Genomic DNA, 20908 nt, shown 5'->3' with positions numbered 1-20908 from the left:
GATGACCGTGGTTCATTCCGCCCCCAGATTCGCCTCCAACGAAGGCGTGCAGGCCGCGCTTTCGACCGCGCTCGGCGACATGCTCGTCGAGGCGCATGAGGAGCATGGCGAGATCCTGCTGACGGTGAAGCGGGCGCGCATCGAGGATGCGCTGCGCCTGCTGCGCGACGAGCATCAGTACCAACAGCTCATGGAGATTGCGGGGGTCGACTACCCGCAGCGCGCGGAGCGCTTCGAGGTGGTCTACATGCTGCTGAGCGTGACGAAGAACCACCGCGTGATGGTGAAGGTCACCGCGTCGGAGAAGACGCCGGTGCCGACCGTCACCACGCTGTGGCCCAACGCGGGCTGGCTCGAGCGCGAGGTGTTCGATCTCTACGGCGTGCTGTTCGAGGGCAATACGGACTTGCGCCGCATCCTCACCGACTACGGTTTCGAGGGGCATCCCTTCCGCAAGGACTTCCCGCTCACCGGCTATATCGAACTGCGCTATTCCGAGGAGGAAAAGCGCGTCGTGTACGAGCCGGTCGACCTGCCGCAAGACCTGCGCCGGTTCGATTTCATGAGCCCATGGGAAGGCGCGAACTACGTGCTGCCGGGCGACGAGAAGGCGGAGACGCCACCGGTCGACGAAGTGAAGACGACCGAGAAGAAGAGCGAAACCGGCGCCGGCGAGACAACCAACGCCAAGGCGGCTGAAAAGGTCGCGCCGGCGGAGCGGTCGAGCGGCTCGGTAGCCGGGCAGGGCGACGCCAACCCGGCGCCAGTCGATACCGGGCAGGACGAGCCCGATGCGCCGAAGCCGACCGAGGGTCGTCCGGACAGGAAGCCGCGCAAGGAAACCGCGCGCGACACCTCCGGCGCGACCGAGCCCGAAGAAAACGGAGAAGACTGATGGCGGGCCTGATTCAGGAATCCTCGCCGACCACCGAAGGCGAGGCCGTCTCCAACTACACGATCAACTTCGGGCCCCAGCACCCGGCGGCACACGGCGTGCTGCGACTGGTGATGGAACTCGACGGTGAGATCATCGAGCGGATCGACCCGCACGTGGGGCTGCTTCATCGCGGCACCGAGAAGCTGATCGAGCACAAGACTTATCTGCAGGCGCTGCCGTATTTCGACCGGCTCGATTACTGCAGCCCGATGTGCATGGAGCATTCGTGGGTTCTCGCGATCGAGAAGCTCCTCAACGTTGAGGTGCCGCTGCGAGCGCAGTATTTGCGTGTGCTGTTCGCCGAACTGACGCGCATCAAGAACCACATGCTCAACATCGGCAGCCACGTCATGGACGTGGGTGCGATGACGCCGAACCTGTGGCTCTTCGAGCTGCGCGAAGATTGCATGAACTTCTATGAGCGGGTCTCGGGCGCGCGGATGCATGCCGCCTGGTTCCGTCCCGGCGGGGTGCATGAAGATGCCCCGCTCAAGCTGCTCGCCGACATCGGTGATTGGGTCGACAAGCGTCTGCCGGAGCTGTTCGGGGACGCGATGAGCCTCGTCGTCGACAACCGCATCTTCAAGCAGCGCAACGTCGACATCGCCGTCGTCAGCAAGGAGGACGCGATCCGCTGGGGCTTCTCGGGGCCGATGATCCGCGCATCCGGCATTCCCTGGGATCTGCGCAAGAGCCAGCCCTACGACGTCTACGACCGCATGGATTTCGAGATTCCGGTCGGCAACAATGGCGACTGCTACGACCGCTTCATGGTCCGCGTGAAGGAAGTCTACGAGAGCGCGAAGATCATCAAGCAGTGCCTCGCCGAGATGCCTGAAGGGCCGGTGCAGAGCACCGACGGCAAGGTCTCCCCGCCGAAGCGCGGCGAGATGAAGCAGTCGATGGAAGCGCTGATCCACCACTTCAAGCTCTACACCGAAGGCTTCCACGTGCCCGCCGGCGAAGTCTACGTGGCGACCGAGAGCCCGAAGGGCGAGTTCGGCGTCTACCTGGTCAGCGATGGGTCGAACAAACCCTACCGCTGCAAGATCCGCCCGACCGCATTTAGCCATCTGCAGGCGATGGATTTCATGTCGAAGGGCCACATGCTGCCCGATGCGACTGCCATCCTCGGCGCGATCGACGTGGTGTTCGGGGAGTGCGACCGGTGATCCGCGAACTGTTCATCCTCGTCGCGGCGTTCGCCGCCTTCGCTTCGGCCGTCGCGGCCTATCTCCTGGCGGTGCACGGCCAGTCGAGCTTGAAGGAAGTCCTCTCAACGGCATTTGCCGCCGTCGTCGGCCTCTATGTCGGCCGCTATCTGGAACGAAAGCTGATCAATGGCTGACCGCTCCCCCGCACCCGATACCCCCGAGCTGCGCGAGCGCTGGGGCTCATTCGAGTTCTCGCCCGTGTACAAGGCGAAGGCCGACACCGCGATCGCGCGCTATCCCGAGGGGCGCCAGCGCTCGGCGGTCATGCCGCTGCTCGACCTCGCCCAGCGTCAGGTGGGTGAGGAAACGAACACGCAGGGCTGGCTGCCGCTGCCGGTGATCGAGTACGTCGCACGCTATCTCGAGATGCCGGTCATCCGCGTGCTCGAGGTCGCGACGTTCTACTTCATGTACAACCTCCAGCCGGTGGGCCGCTTCCACGTGCAGGTCTGCGGCACGACGCCGTGCATGCTGCGCGGCTCGGACGGGTTGATCGAAACCTGCAAGAAGCGCGGCATGGTGAAGGGCCACGTCTCCGAAGACGGGCTGTGGACGCTGACCGAGGTCGAGTGCCTCGGCAACTGCGCTACCGCGCCGATGGTCCAGATCAACGACGACAATTACGAAGACCTGACGCCCGAACGGCTCGATCACGTCCTCGACGAACTCGCGGCGGGCCGCCAGCCTAAGGCTGGCACCCAGGAGCCGGGGCGGCACACCAGCGAGCCCGTCGGCGGGCCGACGACGCTCAGGGAAATGGTCACCGAGAACCACGATTATCGAGGTGAGTGGTGATGTCCCAGCCCCGAATGCTCCAACTCGCCGGAGTCGCGTTCATCGCTTGCGCGCTGGCCTTCATCGCGAGTGGCAACAGTGCGCTTGGCGGCGCCTTCGTGGCGATCGGTGCGGCCTTCCTCGCCATTTCCGCGAGCCAGTCGAAGAGCCGCGAGATACGCGAACGGCACGAGAGGGGCGGCAAGTAATGGACGTTGTCGCCATTCTCGTCGCGCTCGTGCTGATTTTCATCGCCTGGAAGGTGCTGGCCGGCCTCGTGAAGTTCGGCGCCATCGTCCTGGTGGCGGTGGCCGCGATCTATTTCGTTTCGCAAGGGACCATGTGATGCTGGCCGACAAGGATCGCATCTTCACCAACCTCTACGGCTTCCAGGATTGGGGGTTGAAGGCGGCGCAGGCGCGCGGCGACTGGGACGACACCAAGGCGCTGATCGGGCGCGGGCAGGACGCCATCATCGACGAGATGAAGGCATCGGGCCTGCGCGGTCGCGGCGGGGCGGGCTTCCCGACCGGCCTCAAGTGGTCGTTCATGCCCAAGGAAAGCAAGGACGGGCGTCCGAGCTTCCTCGTCATCAACGCCGACGAGTCCGAGCCGGGTTCGTGCAAGGACCGCGAGATCATCCGCCACGATCCGCACAAGCTGATCGAAGGCGCGCTGGTGGCCGGCTTCGCGATGCGCGCGCGGGCGGCCTACATCTACATTCGCGGCGAATATATCCGCGAGGCCGAAACGCTGCAGGCGGCGATCGACGAGGCTTACGACGCCGGGCTGATCGGCAAGAACGCCAGCAGTTCGGGCTACGACTTCGACGTGTTCCTGCACCGCGGGGCGGGTGCCTACATCTGCGGTGAAGAGACCGCGATGATCGAGAGCCTCGAAGGCAAGAAGGGCCAGCCGCGCCTCAAGCCGCCGTTCCCGGCCGGCGCGGGCCTCTACGGCTGTCCAACCACGGTCAACAACGTCGAATCGATCGCCGTCGTCCCCACGATCCTGCGCCGTGGCGCGTCATGGTTCGCCAGCTTCGGACGCGAGAACAACGCGGGCACCAAGCTGTTCCAGATCAGCGGTCATGTCGAGAAGCCCTGCGTGGTCGAGGAAGCGATGAGCATCCCGTTCCGCGAGCTGATCGAAAAACACTGCGGCGGCATTCGCGGCGGGTGGGACAATCTGCTGGCGGTGATCCCCGGCGGCTCCTCCGTACCGCTCGTTCCCGCCGAGCAGATCATGGACTGCCCGATGGATTTTGACGGGCTCAAGGCGCTCGGCTCGGGCCTCGGCACCGCGGCGGTGATCGTGATGGACAAGTCCACCGACATCGTCCGCGCGATCAGCCGGATCAGCTATTTCTACAAGCACGAGTCCTGCGGCCAGTGCACCCCTTGCCGCGAAGGCACCGGGTGGATGTGGCGCGTCATGGAGCGCCTGCGCACCGGCGATGCGGCGATCGAAGAGATCGACATGCTGCAGCAGGTCACCAAGCAGGTAGAAGGCCATACCATCTGCGCTCTGGGCGACGCCGCCGCCTGGCCGATCCAGGGGCTGATCCGCCACTTCCGCCCCGAACTGGAACGGCGGATCGAGGAGCATAACGCGCAATTCGCGGAGGCGGCGGAATGATGAGGCGTTTGTGCCCTCTACTAGTCGCGATGTTCGCGGCGGCCGCGGCGCTTCCCGCTGTGGCCCAGGACTACAGCGATCCGCGCGGATTTCGCCTGAAGCGAGTGCCTACCGATTCACGCGAGGTCGCGGTGAGTGCCGCGCCCGAGGCTACCATGATGCGCACCGCGCGCTGCATCGTGAAAGACAAGCCGGAGCAAGTGCGCGCATACTTGGCCAGCGTTCCCGCCTCGAAAGCGGAGACGGCCACGTTCGCCAAACTCGAAAAGAAAATCGGGCGGTGCATGCCCGATATGGACATGTCGACGGTCGGCAACGCAAACCGCGCCCGTGGGACCATGACCATGCTGTTCGAGCACTCGGCGCTGCGGGGAGCGCTTGCTGAAAATTTGTTGAGAGAAGAAGAGGTCGAAATATCGCCCGAACTGCTCTCGCTTGGCGACGAGGGCATTTTCGTGGCCGAACGCTTTCACGGCGCGCGCTCGACCGAGACCACGCGCGTCTTTGCTCTTGGTTTCGCCGGCTGCGTAATGGGTCATCACCCGACTGCGATACAGGGTTTGTTCGCTACTCAGCCCGGTGGCGCGGAGGAAAAAGCGGCCGTCGTCGCGATGGCCCCGAGTTTTCGGCAATGCGTGATGGAAGGACAGCAACTGGAGCTGAGCGCGCCCACGCTGCGCAACCAGCTCGCCGAAGTGGTCTATTACGCGATCAACCTCGGAAAGGCAGGCTGATGCCTAAAGTTACCGTAGACGGTCAGGAAATCGAGGTCCCCGACGGCGCGACCGTGTTGCAGGCGTGCGAGCTGGCGGGGAAGGAGATTCCGCGCTTTTGCTATCACGAGCGGCTGTCGATCGCCGGCAATTGCCGCATGTGTCTGGTCGAAGTGAAGCCGGGGCCGCCCAAGCCGCAGGCGAGCTGCGCGCTGCCCGCTGCCGACGGGCAGGAGATCCGCACCGACAGCCAAATGGTCAAGACGGCGCGCGAAGGGGTGATGGAGTTCCTGCTCATCAACCACCCGCTCGATTGCCCGATCTGCGACCAGGGCGGCGAGTGCGACCTGCAGGATCAGGCGGTCGCGTACGGCCGCGGCGGCTCGCGCTATCACGAGAACAAGCGCGCGGTAACTGAGAAGTACATGGGCCCCCTGATCAAGACGATCATGACCCGCTGCATCCACTGCACCCGCTGCGTGCGCTTCTCCGAGGAGATCGCCGGCGTGGACGAGATCGGCGCGCTCTATCGCGGCGAGGACATGCAGATCACCACTTACCTCGAGCACGCGGCGAAGCACGAGCTTTCGGCCAATGTGATCGATCTGTGCCCGGTCGGCGCGCTGACCAGCCGCCCCTACGCCTTCGAGGCGCGGCCGTGGGAGCTGAAGAAGACGTTGAGCATCGATGTCAGCGACGCGGTCGGCGCGAACATCCGCCTCGACAGCCGCGGGCGCGAGGTCATGCGGGCGCTGCCGCGCATCAACGACGACGTCAACGAGGAGTGGCTCAGCGACAAGGGCCGCTACATGGTGGACGGGCTCACGCGGCGCCGGCTCGATCGGGTGTGGATCCGCAGGGGCGGCAAGCTGCAGCCGGCGAGCTGGGAAGACGCGTTCAAGGCGATCGCCAGGGCCAAGCCGGGCAGCAGCATCGCCGCGATCGCCGGCGACCTGGTCGACTGCGAGACGATGTTCGCGGCCAAGAAGCTGCTCGGCGCGCTCGGTTCGACCCTGCTCGAGGGACGGCAGACCGGGCTGGATTATCCGACCGACAATCTCGCCGCAGTGAACTTCAACTCGACTCTCGCCGGGATCGAGACGGCCGATGCGATCCTGATCGTCGGCAGCCACGTCCGCTGGGAAGCGGCGCTCGTGAACGTCCGCCTGCGCAAGGCGGTCAAGCGCGGGGCGAAGATCTTCGTGGTCGGTCCGCGCTGGGATACGACTTATCCCGCCGAGTTCCTGGGCGACGACGTGAGCGTGCTCGGCGATCTTCCCTCCGAAGTCGCCGAACTGTTCGAGAAAGCGGAGCGCCCGGCGGTGATCGTCGGCGCCGGCGGCCTCGCGGCGGGCGCCTTCCAGGCTGCCCTTGCGCTCGCGCAGGGCTGGAGCAGGGAAGGGTGGAACGGCTTCAACGTCCTGCACACCGCCGCGTCGCGGATGGGCGGGCTCATGCTCGGCTATGCGCAGAAGGGCGGCATTGCGGATGTGGTGAAGGCCGAGCCCAAGGTCGTGCTTGCGCTCGGCGCCGACGAGGTCGACTGGTCGGCTTTCGGCAAGAGTCTCAAGGTCTATATCGGCCATCACGGCGACAAGGGCGCGCACGCGGCGGACATCATCCTTCCCGCGGCGAGCTATGCCGAGAAGGACGGGACTTACGTGAACACCGAAGGGCGCGTGCAGTTTGCCGAGAAGGCCGTGTTCGCGCCCGGCGACGCGCGGGAGGACTGGACGATCCTGCGCGCGCTTGCCGACGCGCTTGGCGTCGAGGTCGGCTTCGACAGCCTCGCCGAATTGCAGGCTGCGATGATCGCGGAAGTCCCTGCACTGGGCGTCGAAGGCCTTGCCGACTACGGTGAGCTGCCCAAGGCCAAGGCGGTCAAGGTGAAGGGCGCGATCTCCTACCCGATCAAGGACTTTTATCTGACCAACCCGATCGCCCGCGCGAGCGCCGTGATGCAGCGGTGCTCGGCCGAACTTCTCCACGGCGAGGAAATCCTGGAGGCGGCGGAATGACCGCGTTCTTCCAATCGCTCGGCATGACCTACGAATGGGCGTGGTTCGTCGCCACGCTCGCCGGTGTCCTGCTGATCGCCCTGCCGCTGATGCTGGCGGTGGCGATGATCATCTATGCCGACCGCAAGATCTGGGCCGCCATAGCGCTGCGGCGCGGACCCAACGTGGTCGGCCCCTTCGGCCTGCTGCAAAGCTTCGCCGACGGCCTCAAGGTGTTCCTGCAGGAAACGATCATCCCTTCGGCCGCGAACAAGGGGCTGTTCCTGATCGGGCCAATCGTGACCTTCACCGTCGCGCTGCTTGCCTGGGCGGTGATCCCCTTCGGGCCGGAAGCCGTGCTTGCCGACATCAACATCGGCCTGCTTTACGTGCTGGCGATCAGCTCGCTCGGCGTCTACGGCGTGGTGATCGCGGGTTGGGCTTCGAACTCGAAGTATCCGTTCTTCTCCGCTATGCGCGCGGCAGCGCAGATGATCAGTTACGAAGTGTCGATCGGCTTCATTCTCATCTGCGTAATTCTTTATGCCGGGACGACCAATCTCAACGATATGATTGAGGCACAGCGCGGCCACGGTTTCGGGCTGGTCAACGGGTTCTTCTTCAACCTGCTTCTCTTCCCGATGTGGATCATGTTCCTGATCTCGTCGCTGGCGGAGACGGCGCGGGCGCCGTTCGATCTGACTGAAGCGGAGAGCGAGCTCGTCGCTGGCTATCAGACCGAGTATTCCTCGATGAGCTTCGCGCTCTTCTGGCTGGGCGAATATGCCAACGTGCTGCTGATGTGCGCGCTCAACGCCATCCTGTTCTTCGGCGGCTGGCTGCCCCCGCTGAACGTAGACCTGATCCCGTGGTTCGACATTCCGGGCTGGATCTGGCTCTTCGCCAAGATCTTCCTGTTCTTCTTCATCTTCAGCTGGGTGAAGGCCACCGTCCCCCGTTTCCGCTACGACCAGCTGATGCGCCTGGGCTGGAAGGTCTTCCTGCCGCTGAGCCTGCTGTTCGTGGTGCTCATTTCCGGCTGGCTGATGTTCACCCGTTACGGAGTCGCCGCATGAGCGTCGCCCATCTCATAAAGTCGTTCACCCTGTGGGAGTTCGTGAAGGCCCATGCCCTCACGCTGAAGTACTTCTTCAAGCCCAAGGTGACGATCAACTATCCGTTCGAGAAGAACCCGATCAGCCCGCGCTTCCGGGGCGAGCATGCGTTGCGCCGCTATCCCAACGGGGAGGAACGCTGCATCGCGTGCAAGCTGTGCGAGGCGGTCTGCCCCGCGCAGGCGATCACGATCGAGAGCGAGCCGCGCGCGGACGGCAGCCGCCGCACCACGCGTTATGACATCGACATGACCAAGTGCATCTACTGCGGCTTCTGCCAGGAGGCTTGCCCGGTCGATGCGATCGTGGAGGGACCGAACTTCGAGTTCTCGACCGAAACGCGCGAGGAACTGCTCTACGACAAGGCGAAGCTGCTGGCCAACGGGGACAAGTGGGAGCGCGCGCTTGCGGCGAACCTTGAAGCCGATGCGCCCTACCGCTAGGCGGCGCGCGAGACCGATCGGGGCATTATGATCCAGACCTTAGCCTTCTATCTTTTCGCGTTTCTCGTGATCGCGAGCGCCGTGTTCACGATCATGGCGCGCAACCCGGTGCATTCGGTGCTGTGGCTGATCCTCGCGTTCTTCAACGCAGCGGGGCTGATGATCATCGTCGGTGCGGAGTTCATCGCCGCGTTGCTGGTGATCGTCTACGTCGGCGCGGTCGCGGTGCTGTTCCTGTTCGTGGTGATGATGCTCGACATCGATTTCGCCGAGCTGCGTGCGGGGTTCGTGAAGAACTTCCCGCTCGGTATTGCCATCGCGCTCGTGCTGCTCGCGGAGCTGGTGCTCGGCATCGGCGCTTACCGCGCGGGTGCGATCGAACTGGGCGTGCCGGACGGCAGCGCAGCTCCCCTGATGGACCGGACCAACATCGAGAGCCTCGGTGCGGTGCTCTACGGCGAATACCTGTTCCTGTTCGAAACCGCGGGCCTGATCCTGCTGGTCGCGATGGTCGGCGCGATCGTGCTGACGCACCGCGAGCAGCCCAAGGGCGCGCGGGGCCACCAAAACATCGGCAAGCAGAATCGCCGCCGCCCGGACGAGGCGACCGAGATGAAGCGCCCCGAAGTGGGCAAGGGGGTCGAGCTGTGATCGGCATAGAACACTACGTCGTCGTCAGCGCGATCCTGTTCGTGCTCGGCGTCCTGGGGATTTTCCTCAACCGCAAGAACGTGATCGTCATCCTGATGGCGATCGAGCTGATCCTGCTGGCGGTGAACATCAATCTTGTCGCCTTCAGCGCCTTCCTCGGCGACATGACGGGGCAGGTATTCGCGATGTTCGTGCTGACCGTCGCCGCCGGCGAGGCGGCGATCGGGCTGGCGATCCTCGTCATCTACTTCCGCGGCCGCGGCACAATCGCTGTCGACGACGTCAACCGGATGAAGGGATAAGCTCCGGTGCAGATCCTGCTTATCGTCTTTCTGCCGCTGCTCGCGGCGATCGTTGCCGGGCTCGGCAATCGCGCGCTGGGCAACACGGTTGCCAAGTCGCTCACGACCGGCGCGCTGTTCGTCTCGTGTGCGCTTTCGTGGCCGATCTTCCTCGGGTTCCTCAACGGAACGGCCGAGGCGCATGTCGTGCCGGTGCTGCAGTGGGTGCAGTCGGGCACCTTGAGCTTCGACTGGGCGCTGCGGGTCGACACGCTGACCGCGGTCATGCTGGTGGTGATCACCAGCGTCTCCGCGCTCGTCCACCTCTATAGCTGGGGCTACATGGACGAGGACCCGGATCAGCCGCGGTTCTTCGCCTATCTCTCGCTGTTCACCTTCGCCATGCTGATGCTGGTGACGGCGGACAACCTGGTGCAGATGTTCTTCGGTTGGGAAGGCGTCGGCCTCGCCAGCTATCTCCTGATCGGGTTCTGGTTCAAGAAACCGAGCGCCAACAAGGCCGCGATCAAGGCCTTCGTGGTCAACCGCGTCGGCGATCTCGGCTTCATGCTCGGCATCTTCGGCACGTTCCTGGTGTTCCAGACGACCTCGATCCCCGAGATCCTCGCCGCCGCGCCGGGCATGAGCGGCAGCTCGATCGGCTTCCTCGGCATGCGGCTGCAGACGATGGATGTTCTCTGCATCCTCCTGTTCATCGGCGCGATGGGCAAGTCGGCGCAGCTCGGCTTGCACACCTGGCTGCCGGACGCGATGGAAGGCCCGACGCCGGTTTCCGCGCTGATCCACGCGGCGACGATGGTCACCGCGGGCGTGTTCATGGTCTGCCGTCTCTCGCCGATGTTCGAGACCGCACCGGTGGCGCTCGGCATGGTGACTTTCATCGGCGCCGCGACCTGCTTTTTCGCCGCGACGATCGGCACGACGCAGTGGGACATCAAGCGGGTCATCGCCTATTCGACCTGCTCGCAGCTCGGCTACATGTTCTTCGCCGCAGGCGTCGGCGCCTACGGTGCGGCGATGTTCCACCTGTTCACGCACGCCTTCTTCAAGGCGCTGCTGTTCCTCGGTGCGGGCAGCGTGATCCATGCGATGCACCACGAGCAGGACATGCGCTATTACGGCGCGCTGCGTAAGCACATCCCGTTCACCTTCTGGGCGATGATGGCGGGCACGCTCGCGATCACCGGTGTGGGCGTCTATTGGCTGCACGCGGGATTCGCAGGCTTCCATTCCAAGGACGCGATCCTCGAAGTCGCGTTCGCGCGCGGGACCGAAATGGGCACCTTCGCCTTCTGGATGGGTGCGATCGCGGCGCTGCTGACGAGCTTCTATTCGTGGCGCCTGATGTTCCTGACCTTCTGGGGCAAGCCGCGCTGGGCGGACAGCGAGCATATCCAGCACGCGGTCCATCACGGCCACGACGAGCCGGAGGAGGACAATCCGCCGGCGCAGGAAGATACGGGCGACGATGCGACGCATCACGTCCCTTCGCCCGAGCATGGCGACGGCACCGCCGGCTATCACCCGCACGAGAGTCCGCTGACGATGCTGGTCCCCCTGGGCCTGCTGGCGCTGGGTGCGGTGTTCGCGGGCTGGGTGTTCAGCCACGCCTTCCTCGACGATCCGGCGTTCTGGGGCGATTCGATCTTCTACAACGAAGCGCTGATTCACCAGATGCACGCCGTGCCACTGTGGGTGAAGCTGACCGCCACCATCGTCATGCTGATCGGCCTGTTCGGTGCCTGGCTCGCCTACATCCGCGATACCTCGATCCCGGGCAAGTTCGTCGATCAGTTCAGCCTGCTGCACAACTTCGTCTACCGGAAGTGGTACTTCGACGAGCTTTACAACCTGGTGTTCATCAGGCCGGCGTTCTGGTTCGGCCGCCAGTTCTGGAAGCGCGGCGACGTCGGCCTGATCGACCGGTTCGGCCCGGACGGAGCCGCCTGGGTGGTCGCCAAGGGCACGGTTGCGGCGAAGAAGGTGCAGTCCGGATATCTCTATAGCTATGCGCTGGTCATGCTGCTCGGGCTGGTGGCCGCGGTTACGTGGGTGCTGATGTAATGGGGGGCTTCCCGATCCTTTCCGTGATGCTGCTGGTGCCGCTGCTCGCGGCCGTGGCTTGCCTGTTCGTGGAAGCGAAGGCGGCGCGCACGATCGCGCTGGCGGCGACGCTGATCGACCTCGCGCTGGGCGTGGTGCTGTGGCTCAACTTCGACATCGGCGGGCCGCAGTGGCAGTTCACCGAGCACGCGCCGCTGTTCGCGGGCTTCAACTACGCGCTCGGGATCGACGGGATCGCGATGCTGCTGATCGTGCTCAGCGTATTCCTGATGCCGATCTGCATTCTCGCCAGCCATTCGATCGAGAAGCGCGTCAGCGAGTACATGGCGGCCTTCCTGTTCATGGAAGTGCTGATGATCGGCGTCTTCGCGGCGCAGGACCTGTTCCTGTTCTACATGCTGTTCGAAGGCGTGCTGATCCCGATGTACCTGATCATCGGCATCTGGGGCGGCCAGAACCGGATTTACGCCGCGTACAAGTTCTTCCTCTACACGCTGCTCGGATCGGTGCTGATGCTGATCGCGATGCTGTGGATGGTGAACGAAGCGGGCACCACCGACATCCCGACGCTGATGCAGTACGATTTCCCGCCTGCCGCGCAGACCTGGCTGTGGCTCGCGTTCTTCGCCAGCTTCGCGGTGAAGATGCCGATGTGGCCGGTCCACACCTGGCTTCCCGACGCGCACGTTCAGGCGCCGACGGCCGGCTCCGTGATCCTGGCCGGCGTGCTGCTGAAGATGGGCGGCTACGGCTTCATCCGCTTCAGCCTGCCGATGTTCCCCGAAGCGAGCGCCCAGTTCGTGTGGCTTATCTGGGGTCTGTCGATGGCCGCGGTGGTCATCACCAGCCTGATCGCGCTGGTGCAGCAGGACATGAAGAAGCTGATCGCCTATTCGTCGGTCGCGCACATGGCGATCGTCACCGTCGGCCTGTTCGCCTTCAACGTGCAGGGCCTCGAAGGCGCAATGATCGTCATGCTCAGCCACGGTCTCGTGTCGGGCGCACTGTTCCTGTGCGTGGGCGTGATCTACGACCGGCTGCACACGCGTGAGATCGACCGCTACGGCGGCCTCGCGATCAACATGCCGAAATATGCGCTGTTCTTCCTGCTGTTCACGATGGCAAGCATCGGCCTGCCGGGCACGAGCGGTTTCGTCGGCGAGTTCCTGAGCCTCGCCGGCATCTATCAGGCGAACACCTGGGTGACCCTGGTGTGTGCCACGGGTATCATTCTGGGCGCGGGTTACATGCTCTATCTCTACTGGCGCATCGCGTTCGGCGTGCAGAAGAATGCGGACGCCGCCGCCATGCCCGATCTCTCCTTGCGCGAATGGCTCATGCTGGGTCCGATCGCCGCGGCCGTCCTGTGGATGGGCGTCTATCCGGAAAGCTTCCTCGCCCCGATGCGTCAGGACATTGCAGCTCTCGATGCCCGCCTCTCGCGCGCTGCGCCTGAAGGTGACGCGCACCTCGTTGCCGGCACGCCGCATGCCGAGGCCGCCAATGCCGTGGGGGGCACGCACGATGCCGGCCACGGCGAAGCGGAGGGAGCGCACTGATGGACTTCAAGGCTTCCCTCGCGCTCATAGCGCCCGAGATCCTGCTCAGCCTCTCCGCGCTGGCGCTGCTGCTGGTCGCGGCCTGGAGCCGCAATTCAAGCCGCCTGGTGAGTATACTTGCCGCCGTCGCGCTCGGCGGTGCGGCGTTCCTCGCCGCGCCCGCGCTCTGCGCCGGGGCGATGGGGCCGGACACGCTGGCCTTCGGTGGGCAATTCGCCGCCGATGCCTTCGCTTCGTTCTCCAAGATCCTGATCTACGTCGCGGCGATCGCCTGCCTGATGATCGCGCCGACATTCTTCGACCGCCACGATGCAATGCGGCCCGAGTATCCGGTGCTGGTGCTGCTCGCCACGCTCGGCATGGGGATCATGGTCTCGGCGACCGATTTCATCACGCTGTACATCGGGCTCGAGCTCAACAGCCTGGCCGCTTACGTCCTCGCGTCGTTCATGCGGACGGACGACCGTTCGGCCGAGGCAGGGCTCAAGTATTTCGTGCTCGGCGCGCTCGCGAGCGGTATCCTCCTCTACGGCATCAGCCTGGTCTACGGCTTCACCGGCACCACCTCGTTCGAAGGCGCGCGCGCCGCGCTCACGGGCGAGCTCTCGATGGGCGCGCTGTTCGGGCTGATCTTCGTGCTCGCCGGTCTCGCGTTCAAGATCTCGGCGGTGCCGTTCCACATGTGGACGCCCGACGTCTACGAAGGCGCGCCGACGCCGGTGACGACCTTCTTCTCGACGGCGCCCAAGGTGGCGGCGATCGCGCTCACCGCGCGCGTTGCCGTCGATGCGTTCGGCGCGCAGGTGGATGCCTGGCGGCAGATCGTCATCTTTGCCGCGCTTGCATCGATCGTCCTCGGTGCGCTGGGCGCGATCGGGCAGAACAACCTCAAGCGCCTGCTGGCTTACTCGTCGATCAACAACGTCGGCTTCATCCTGATCGGGCTTGCGGCGGCAACGGTGAGCGGCGTTTCGGCGATGCTCGTCTACCTCGTGATCTACGTCGCGATGACGCTCGGCAGCTTCGTCGTCGTGCTGATGCTGCGCACCGCCGATGGTGAGCAGCTCGAGGGCGTTGCCGACATCGCGGGCCTCTCGCGCACGCAGCCGCTCCTGGCGCTATGCTTCGCGGCGATGATGTTCAGCATCGCCGGGATCCCACCGCTATTCGGCTTCTGGAGCAAGTTCGTCGTCTTCCAGGCGGCGGTCGAGGCCGATCTCGTGGCCCTCGCGGCCATCGGCATCGCGGCCAGCGTGATCAGCGCGTTCTACTACATCAAGATCATCAAGGTGATGTACTTCGACGAACCCGCCGGTGTGGTGACGGGCAAGAGCGATTGGGCTCACTGGCTGATCCTCGGCGTGACGACGGTGTTCGTGTCCCCGCTGGGTTACCTCCTGACGAGTCCGCTGGGCGATTTGGCCGACAAGGCGGCCGCCGCGCTGTTCTTCGTCGCTTGATCCGCACCGTCGCAGAAACCGGATCGACCAGTGCCGACCTCGCCGCGCGGTTGCGCGCGGGGGAGCGCGTCGCCGAGGGCGATTGGCTGGTCGCGGACCGGCAGGTCGCAGGGCGGGGCCGCCAGGGGCGTCCGTGGCAGGATGCGTCGGGCAACTTCATGGGTTCGACCGTGGTCCATCCGGGCCCCGGCGATCCGCCCGCACACACGCTGACGCTCGCCACGGCGCTCGCGGCCTACGAAGCCGTCCTGCCGCTGCTTCCCGATCCGCGCGCGCTGGTCATCAAGTGGCCGAACGATCTCTTGCTCGGCGGCGCCAAGCTCTCGGGCATCTTGCTCGAGCGCGAAGGCGAGGCGGTGGTGGCCGGCATCGGGATCAATCTCGCGCAGGCGCCCGATCTGCCCGACCGGCCGACGGTGGCCCTGTCGGATTTCGGACCGGCGCCCGACCGCGATGCGTTCGCTCTCACCCTGGCCGCCGCCTTCGACCGGGAGATCGAGCGCTGGCGCACGTTCGGGATCGAACCGCTGATCCGCCGCTGGCTGGCCGTGGCGCACCCGCTCGGCACCCCGCTTAAGGTCCACGATGCCGATGGCGTGCCGATATACGGCACCTTCGCCGGCCTTGCGCCCGACGCATCGCTTCTCCTGCGCTTGGAAGACGGGACGACCCGTGCCATCCACGCAGGCGATGTGACGCTCGGCTGAAGGAACCCGCCATGCTGCTCGCTGCCGATGTCGGAAATACCAACGTGGTCTTCGCATTGTTCGAGGGCCTGGAGATCAAGGCCCGCTGGCGCATTGCCACCGATCCGCGCCGGACGGGCGACGAATATGCCGTCTGGCTGCTCCAGTTGCTCAAGATCGAAGGTTACGAACGGACGGCGATCACGCGGATCATCGTCGGCTCGGTCGTGCCGCGCGCGATTCACAATCTCGCGGTGCTGGCGGAGAAGTACTTCGGCCTGACGCCGATAATCGCGGGCGAGGGCGATGCCGCCTGGGGCTTCTCGGTGGATGTCGACGAGCCGCGTTCGCTCGGCGCCGATCGTGCGCTCAACGCGATCGCCGCGCACGCCAAGTATCAGGGCGACCTCATCGTGGTCGACTTCGGCACCGCGACAACGTTCGACGCGGTCGATTTCAACGGCGCCTACAAGGGCGGGATCATCGCCCCGGGGATCAACCTCTCGCTCGACGCGTTGGTGGGCAACACCGCGAAGCTGCCGAGAATTGCGATCGAAGCGCCGCGCACGAACAGCGTGATCGGCACGAACACCGAGGATCAAATGCTGATCGGCGTATTCTGGGGCTACGTTTCGATGATGGAGGGCCTGATCGCTCGCATGCGGGCCGAGATCGGCCGTCCCGCCAGGGTAGTCGCGACCGGCGGTCTTGCGATCCTGTTCGATCAGCACACGCAGATCTTCGACGCGGTCGACGCCGACCTCACGCTCGAAGGCCTTGCCATTCTCGCGGAGCGTGCATCACGGTGAAAAAGGACTTCACCCCGGAGAAGGAACTTCTGTTCCTCGCGCTCGGCGGATCGGGCGAGATCGGCATGAACGTCAACCTCTACGGATGCGACGGGAAGTGGCTGATGGTCGATCTCGGCATGACGTTCTCCGGCGGCGAATATCCCGGCGTGGACCTCGTGTTCGCGGACCTGGAATTCATCGAGACGCGCGCGAAGGACCTCGTCGGCATCGTCCTCACCCACGCGCACGAGGACCACATCGGCGCGGTGCCTTATTTCGCCGCGGACCTCGGCGTTCCGCTCTACGCCACGCCGTTCACCGCCGATCTGGTGATGCGCAAGCTGGAGGAAGCCGGGCTCTCGCGCACGGTCGAACTCAACGTAGTCGCAAGCACCGATCAGTTCTCCTTGGGCCCCTTCGGTATCTCTTATGTGCCGCTCGCTCACTCGATCGCCGAGGGGAACGCGCTGCTGATCGAGACCCCTTACGGCCGCGTGTTTCACACCGGGGACTGGAAGCTCGACGAAGATCCGATCGTCGGCGAGCCGACGACCGAGGAGGAACTGATCGAACTCGGCGATGAAGGCATTCTCGCGCTCGTGTGCGATTCTACCAACGTTTTCAATCCCGCGGCGAGTGGTTCGGAAGGCGCCGTCTATCAAGGGCTGATGGACGAGGTGAAGCGCCACACGGGCAAGCGGGTGCTCGTCACCACGTTCGCTTCCAACGTTGCCCGGCTGCACACCCTGGGTGAGGTCGCGAAGGCGACCGGGCGCCAGCTGTGCGTCGCCGGCCGTTCGCTCGACCGGATCATCGACGTCGCGCAGGACAACGGCTATCTGGAAGACCTGCCGCCGCTGGTCGATTTCGTCACCGCCATGGGCCTGCCGCGCGGCGAGGTGCTAGTCCTCGCGACGGGTGGGCAGGGCGAACCGCGAGCGGCACTCGCAAGAATTGCCGACGGATCGCATCCGATCGAGCTGACCGCCGGCGACGTGGTGCTGTTCTCCAGCCGCCAGATCCCGGGCAACGAGATCGCGATCGGGCGGGTGCAGAACCAGCTCGCCGCGCGGGGGATCGTGATGGTTACCGACCGGCAGAGCGCGATTCACGTGTCCGGCCATCCGGGTCGGCCGGAACTCGAGGCGCTTTACGGATGGCTGCGCCCCGAGGTGCTTGTGCCGGTCCATGGCGAAGTGCGGCACATGCAGGAACAGGCGCGGCTCGGCCTTGCCAGCGGCATTCCCCACGCGGTGGCGCAGGTGAATGGCGACGTCGTGCGCCTCGCACCCGGCGAACCGGGGAAAGTGGCGGAAGTGCGCGCAGGGCGGCTCGTGCTCGACGGCGACATCATCGCACCCGCCGATGGCGAGGGCATCGTCATGCGCAGGCGTATCGCTGCGGAAGGCGCGCTGGTGGTCATTCTCTCCCCCAACGGCGGGGTGGAAGTTGAATCCTTCGGGCTCCCGCTCGAGGAAGATATGACCGACTTCGTCGCGGAGGCGAAAGCCGATGTGCTGGAAGCCATCGGCAAGCTGCGCGGCAAGGGGAGCGTGGGCACGGAAGGTGTTGCCGAGGCTGCTCGGCTCGCCGCTCGCCGCGCCGCACGGCGCTGGTCGGGCAAGAACCCGCAGGTCAAGGTCGTGGCGGTAGAGGGCTGACGAGATGCAGTGGACTTCGATCCTCGCGATTTATTTCATCGTCTGGGTGATGAGTGCGTTCTTTCTGCTCCCGTTCGGCGTTCGCACGCACGACGAGCTTGGTCTCGAGAAGATCCCGGGTCAGGCCGACAGTGCGCCGGCCAACTTCCGCCCCGGCCGCGTTGCGCTGCGCGCGACGATCCTCGCGGCGGTGCTCACCGGCCTATTCGCGCTCAACTACGAGTATCGCTGGGTCGACGTCGACGATCTCGACGTCACCCGCCTATTCGCGTAGCCGTTTGATCGCCTGGGCGAGCGCGACGTAGAGCTTGCCCATGTCGGAGCTGAGCAAGGTCACGCCGAGGGCGTTTCCGTCGCGCGTGGACAACATCGTGCGCAGCATTCCCTCGAAGTCCGTGACGTAACGGTTTACGTTCTCCTGGAAATCTGGCTCGCTGTTGTAAAGGCCGGCGATATCGCGCGCCTCCGCCCGGTCGAGCAGGCGCACCGCGCGGCGGGTGAAGATGCCGCGGTCGCCGCGCAGGTATGATGCCCAGGCCGTGTCGGTCACTTCGGTCGAGAGCGCCTTCGCGATGTCGATCGCGTTCGAATTGAGGCTCTCGGTGATAAGCGCCATACGCCGCGCGAAATCGTTGTCGACCTGCTCCTCGGCGCGTTCGCGCGCCTGCACGACACGTGTTTCGAGGTTGGCGGCGAGCTCGTCCACCTTGGCGAGCTGGTCGCGGAGCTGGATGGCGGCCTGGCGGCTAGCATCCGATGCTTTCGCGGCCGCTTTCTCGAGTTGGCCGATCGACTGCTCGGCTTTCTCCCGCATGACCTCGTCCAGCGCTTGCGAGGTCTCCATGCCCACGCGCTCGGCAAGTTCGCGAATGCTCTCGCTCGCGCTCTCGCCGATGGCGGCCCGGGCCGAGCGGGCCGCGGTTTCGAGCGCCTCGATGGCGTCGCGCAGATCCGCGCGCGCCTTCTCGGCGACGGCAGTGCTGTCCTCTTCGAGGGCGGCGATCACGGCGCGAAGTTCGCCGACCTGTGCCACATGGGCTTCGTTCGCCTGCGCGAACCGCTCGTGCAAGACTTCCACATCGCCGATCGTCTCGCGGCCGGTGTCGCGGGCGCCGGCAACGTAGTCGGACAACTGCGCGCTGGTGGCGTTCGCTTCGTCGAGCACAAGCTTGAGATTGCCAGCGCGTTCCTCGACCGACGCAAGGCGGCCTTCCGCTTCGCCGATGGCGAGAGGCAGATCCTCACGCGAATGCTGCTCGCTCGCCTGGAGCAGTTCGAGCAGGCGCACGCTGGCCTCTGTGAGGGAGGCGACCGCTTCGTCGGTTCCGTGCAGCGTCGCGCGGCTTTCGCCGAGCTTCACTTCGAGCCGTTCGAGGCTTTGCGCCAGGACCTGCTCGGTTTCTCCGCCATGATGCGCGATTGCTTCGACTTCCGCGCGCAACTGAACCAGCCGCTCGGTCACTGCCTCGCCCTTGCGTGCAAGTTCGTCGGTCTGGGCGATATGGGCTTCACGCCGCTCGGCAATGGCCGCATCGATTTCCGCAAGGCGCGACGCAAGCGCTTCGGTATATTCCCGCTCTGCCTCGGCGAGGATCGCCTGACGCTCGGCGATCCGCTCCTGCAGACGCTGATCACGTTCCGCGATGCCGCGGTCGACGGCTTCGGCTTCGACCTTGAGCGCGGCGAGCTTCTGATTGGCCGAGGCGAGGGCGTTGTCGTCGACACCCTTGATCACCTCGATTGCCTCGTTGAGGCGCTGCTTCATCGCCTCGATCTGTTCGGCCCAGGTGCCGAGCGCGGCATCTTCGCCCTCGCGCACGGCATTGCCGATGATCTTGGCCTCGTCGCGCAGGCCACCGAGGCGGGCGCGGAGGGAAACGAGCGCTTCCTCCTCTTCCGACGCCAGCGCCTCGTGCGTGGCCTGCAGTTCTTCGGCAAGCGAGCCTGCACGGCGGCGCAACGCGGCCAGCGTTTCCACTTCGCGCCCGTCGAGTTCGGTGCGGAACGTCTCGCTTCTGCTACGGAGCGCCTCGAAGCGCTCGGCAGTCAGATGATCGAGCTGATCGAGCTGGTTGCCGAACACGGCCAGGGCTTCCTCGATGCGGGACTCGAAAGTGCCGACCTGTCGCTCGCTCGCCTGACCGAATTCGTTGAGCCGCTCGAAGCCTCTCGTCAGTTCGGCGACATGCTCGTGTGCGATCCGACCCGCGTTGCCGATCTGGTTCGAAACGTCGCGGGCCGAATTGGCGATAACGGGCAGGTCGTCGCGCAATTTGTTCATGTTGGTCAGGGCAGTGGTGCTGACAGTTGCAAGCGCTTCCACCTGCTGTCCGTTGTCTTGGACGAGCCCCTGCAGGCGATCGGCGTGGGTCGACAGCCGCTCGGTTGCGACCCGCCCAAGCGTATCGAGTTCGCGCGATTGCGACGCGAGGAACTCGCGCGCGAGGCTGAGCTCGCGGTTGATCGTAACGAGCCTGGTCTCCAGCACGCGTGACTCGTGCGAGAGCAGATGGGCGACTTCGCTGAAGCGGCGCGCTTCATGCGTGCTGTTGCGCGTCGCGAGCAGCCACAACACCGCCACGAGAAGAACCGGCACTGCCCATTGGCCCATCCAGGTGAGCCACTGGGCCGGCGGGGCGCCCGCAAGCATGGGTTCGTGGACGATCCACACGAAGGCTGCGGTCCACACCAGCGTCGCACCCAGGGCGAGCGCCGGCGCAAGCCATCGGGCCTTCACCTCTGGTTCGAGATCTTCGTCCCATTCCTCCTCGAACGCGGTATGCTCGCCGACGTCCGCCTCGATTTCGGTCGTTTCGACCTCGCTCGTGACCTGCCCGCTCCCCGCGTCGTCCGGCCCTATGGCCCTGATATTCGATCCTCCAGACATAGCCGGAAGGCTATCA

21 protein-coding genes are annotated in these 20908 nt (G+C 65.1%); 20 read left to right on the top strand and 1 reads right to left on the bottom strand.

Annotated features, from left to right (window positions below; all coding sequences use genetic code 11):
* Position 1 precedes the first annotated feature (1 nt).
* From AC3A5N_RS07955 to AC3A5N_RS07860, 20 genes are read left to right on the top strand one after another with little or no spacing between them, the layout of a single operon-like run.
* Positions 2 to 895 (top strand): NADH-quinone oxidoreductase subunit C, encoded by an 894-nt coding sequence (locus tag AC3A5N_RS07955; protein ID WP_487736766.1) that lies wholly within the window; start codon positions 2 to 4, stop codon positions 893 to 895.
* Entirely contained in the window at positions 895 to 2109 is a 1215-nt protein-coding gene (locus AC3A5N_RS07950) for an NADH-quinone oxidoreductase subunit D (RefSeq protein WP_487736765.1), read from the top strand. Before AC3A5N_RS07955 ends, AC3A5N_RS07950 begins: the two co-directional genes overlap by 1 nt.
* Positions 2106 to 2285: a hypothetical protein gene (locus AC3A5N_RS07945; protein WP_147391768.1), complete on the top strand. Its 180-nt coding sequence runs from the start codon at positions 2106 to 2108 to the stop codon at positions 2283 to 2285. Before AC3A5N_RS07950 ends, AC3A5N_RS07945 begins: the two co-directional genes overlap by 4 nt.
* Positions 2278 to 2946 (top strand): NADH-quinone oxidoreductase subunit NuoE, encoded by a 669-nt coding sequence (gene nuoE / locus AC3A5N_RS07940; protein ID WP_487736764.1) that lies wholly within the window; start codon positions 2278 to 2280, stop codon positions 2944 to 2946. The genes AC3A5N_RS07945 and nuoE overlap by 8 nt, the downstream gene beginning before the upstream one ends.
* Complete coding sequence (locus tag AC3A5N_RS07935) at positions 2946 to 3134, top strand: hypothetical protein (protein ID WP_487736763.1); 189 nt, start codon at positions 2946 to 2948, stop codon at positions 3132 to 3134. Before nuoE ends, AC3A5N_RS07935 begins: the two co-directional genes overlap by 1 nt.
* On the top strand, positions 3134 to 3271 hold the full coding sequence (locus AC3A5N_RS07930) for a hypothetical protein (protein WP_487736762.1): 138 nt from the start codon (positions 3134 to 3136) through the stop codon (positions 3269 to 3271). Before AC3A5N_RS07935 ends, AC3A5N_RS07930 begins: the two co-directional genes overlap by 1 nt.
* Positions 3271 to 4563, top strand: a complete 1293-nt coding sequence (gene nuoF / locus AC3A5N_RS07925) for an NADH-quinone oxidoreductase subunit NuoF (protein ID WP_487736761.1) — start codon at positions 3271 to 3273, stop codon at positions 4561 to 4563. The genes AC3A5N_RS07930 and nuoF overlap by 1 nt, the downstream gene beginning before the upstream one ends.
* A gap of 59 nt (positions 4564 to 4622) precedes the next feature.
* Entirely contained in the window at positions 4623 to 5297 is a 675-nt protein-coding gene (locus AC3A5N_RS07920; protein WP_487736760.1) for a hypothetical protein, read from the top strand.
* Positions 5297 to 7294: an NADH-quinone oxidoreductase subunit NuoG gene (nuoG, locus tag AC3A5N_RS07915; RefSeq protein WP_487736759.1), complete on the top strand. Its 1998-nt coding sequence runs from the start codon at positions 5297 to 5299 to the stop codon at positions 7292 to 7294. The genes AC3A5N_RS07920 and nuoG overlap by 1 nt, the downstream gene beginning before the upstream one ends.
* Positions 7291 to 8349: an NADH-quinone oxidoreductase subunit NuoH gene (nuoH, locus tag AC3A5N_RS07910; protein WP_487736758.1), complete on the top strand. Its 1059-nt coding sequence runs from the start codon at positions 7291 to 7293 to the stop codon at positions 8347 to 8349. Before nuoG ends, nuoH begins: the two co-directional genes overlap by 4 nt.
* Positions 8346 to 8831, top strand: a complete 486-nt coding sequence (gene nuoI, locus AC3A5N_RS07905) for an NADH-quinone oxidoreductase subunit NuoI (protein WP_203106903.1) — start codon at positions 8346 to 8348, stop codon at positions 8829 to 8831. The genes nuoH and nuoI overlap by 4 nt, the downstream gene beginning before the upstream one ends.
* Positions 8832 to 8858: 27 nt before the next feature.
* Complete coding sequence (locus AC3A5N_RS07900; RefSeq protein WP_487736757.1) at positions 8859 to 9482, top strand: NADH-quinone oxidoreductase subunit J; 624 nt, start codon at positions 8859 to 8861, stop codon at positions 9480 to 9482.
* Complete coding sequence (gene nuoK, locus AC3A5N_RS07895; RefSeq protein WP_119512137.1) at positions 9479 to 9784, top strand: NADH-quinone oxidoreductase subunit NuoK; 306 nt, start codon at positions 9479 to 9481, stop codon at positions 9782 to 9784. Before AC3A5N_RS07900 ends, nuoK begins: the two co-directional genes overlap by 4 nt.
* A 6-nt stretch (positions 9785 to 9790) precedes the next feature.
* Positions 9791 to 11848, top strand: coding sequence for an NADH-quinone oxidoreductase subunit L (gene nuoL / locus AC3A5N_RS07890; protein WP_487736756.1), 2058 nt, complete (start codon positions 9791 to 9793; stop codon positions 11846 to 11848).
* Positions 11848 to 13407 carry an NADH-quinone oxidoreductase subunit M gene (locus tag AC3A5N_RS07885; protein WP_487736755.1) on the top strand — a complete coding sequence of 520 codons (1560 nt, stop codon included), beginning with the start codon at positions 11848 to 11850 and terminating at the stop codon, positions 13405 to 13407. The genes nuoL and AC3A5N_RS07885 overlap by 1 nt, the downstream gene beginning before the upstream one ends.
* Entirely contained in the window at positions 13407 to 14867 is a 1461-nt protein-coding gene (gene nuoN, locus AC3A5N_RS07880) for an NADH-quinone oxidoreductase subunit NuoN (protein WP_487736754.1), read from the top strand. Before AC3A5N_RS07885 ends, nuoN begins: the two co-directional genes overlap by 1 nt.
* The gene (locus AC3A5N_RS07875; protein WP_487736753.1) at positions 14864 to 15574 is read left to right on the top strand and encodes a biotin--[acetyl-CoA-carboxylase] ligase; all 711 of its coding nucleotides are present in this window, start codon (positions 14864 to 14866) and stop codon (positions 15572 to 15574) included. The genes nuoN and AC3A5N_RS07875 overlap by 4 nt, the downstream gene beginning before the upstream one ends.
* A gap of 11 nt (positions 15575 to 15585) precedes the next feature.
* The gene (locus AC3A5N_RS07870) at positions 15586 to 16362 is read left to right on the top strand and encodes a type III pantothenate kinase (RefSeq protein ID WP_487736752.1); all 777 of its coding nucleotides are present in this window, start codon (positions 15586 to 15588) and stop codon (positions 16360 to 16362) included.
* Positions 16359 to 18005, top strand: coding sequence for a ribonuclease J (locus AC3A5N_RS07865; RefSeq protein WP_487736751.1), 1647 nt, complete (start codon positions 16359 to 16361; stop codon positions 18003 to 18005). Before AC3A5N_RS07870 ends, AC3A5N_RS07865 begins: the two co-directional genes overlap by 4 nt.
* Positions 18006 to 18009: 4 nt before the next feature.
* Positions 18010 to 18279, top strand: coding sequence for a DUF1467 family protein (locus AC3A5N_RS07860; protein ID WP_487736750.1), 270 nt, complete (start codon positions 18010 to 18012; stop codon positions 18277 to 18279).
* Here the strand turns inward: AC3A5N_RS07860 and AC3A5N_RS07855 are convergent.
* Positions 18268 to 20892, bottom strand: coding sequence for a coiled-coil domain-containing protein (locus AC3A5N_RS07855; RefSeq protein ID WP_487736749.1), 2625 nt, complete (start codon positions 20890 to 20892; stop codon positions 18268 to 18270). The genes AC3A5N_RS07860 and AC3A5N_RS07855 overlap by 12 nt on opposite strands.
* Positions 20893 to 20908 lie beyond the last annotated feature (16 nt).

The organism is Pelagerythrobacter sp. Soil_C_18 (assembly GCF_057657235.1).
This window is presented reverse-complemented; position numbering and strand designations above follow the sequence as displayed.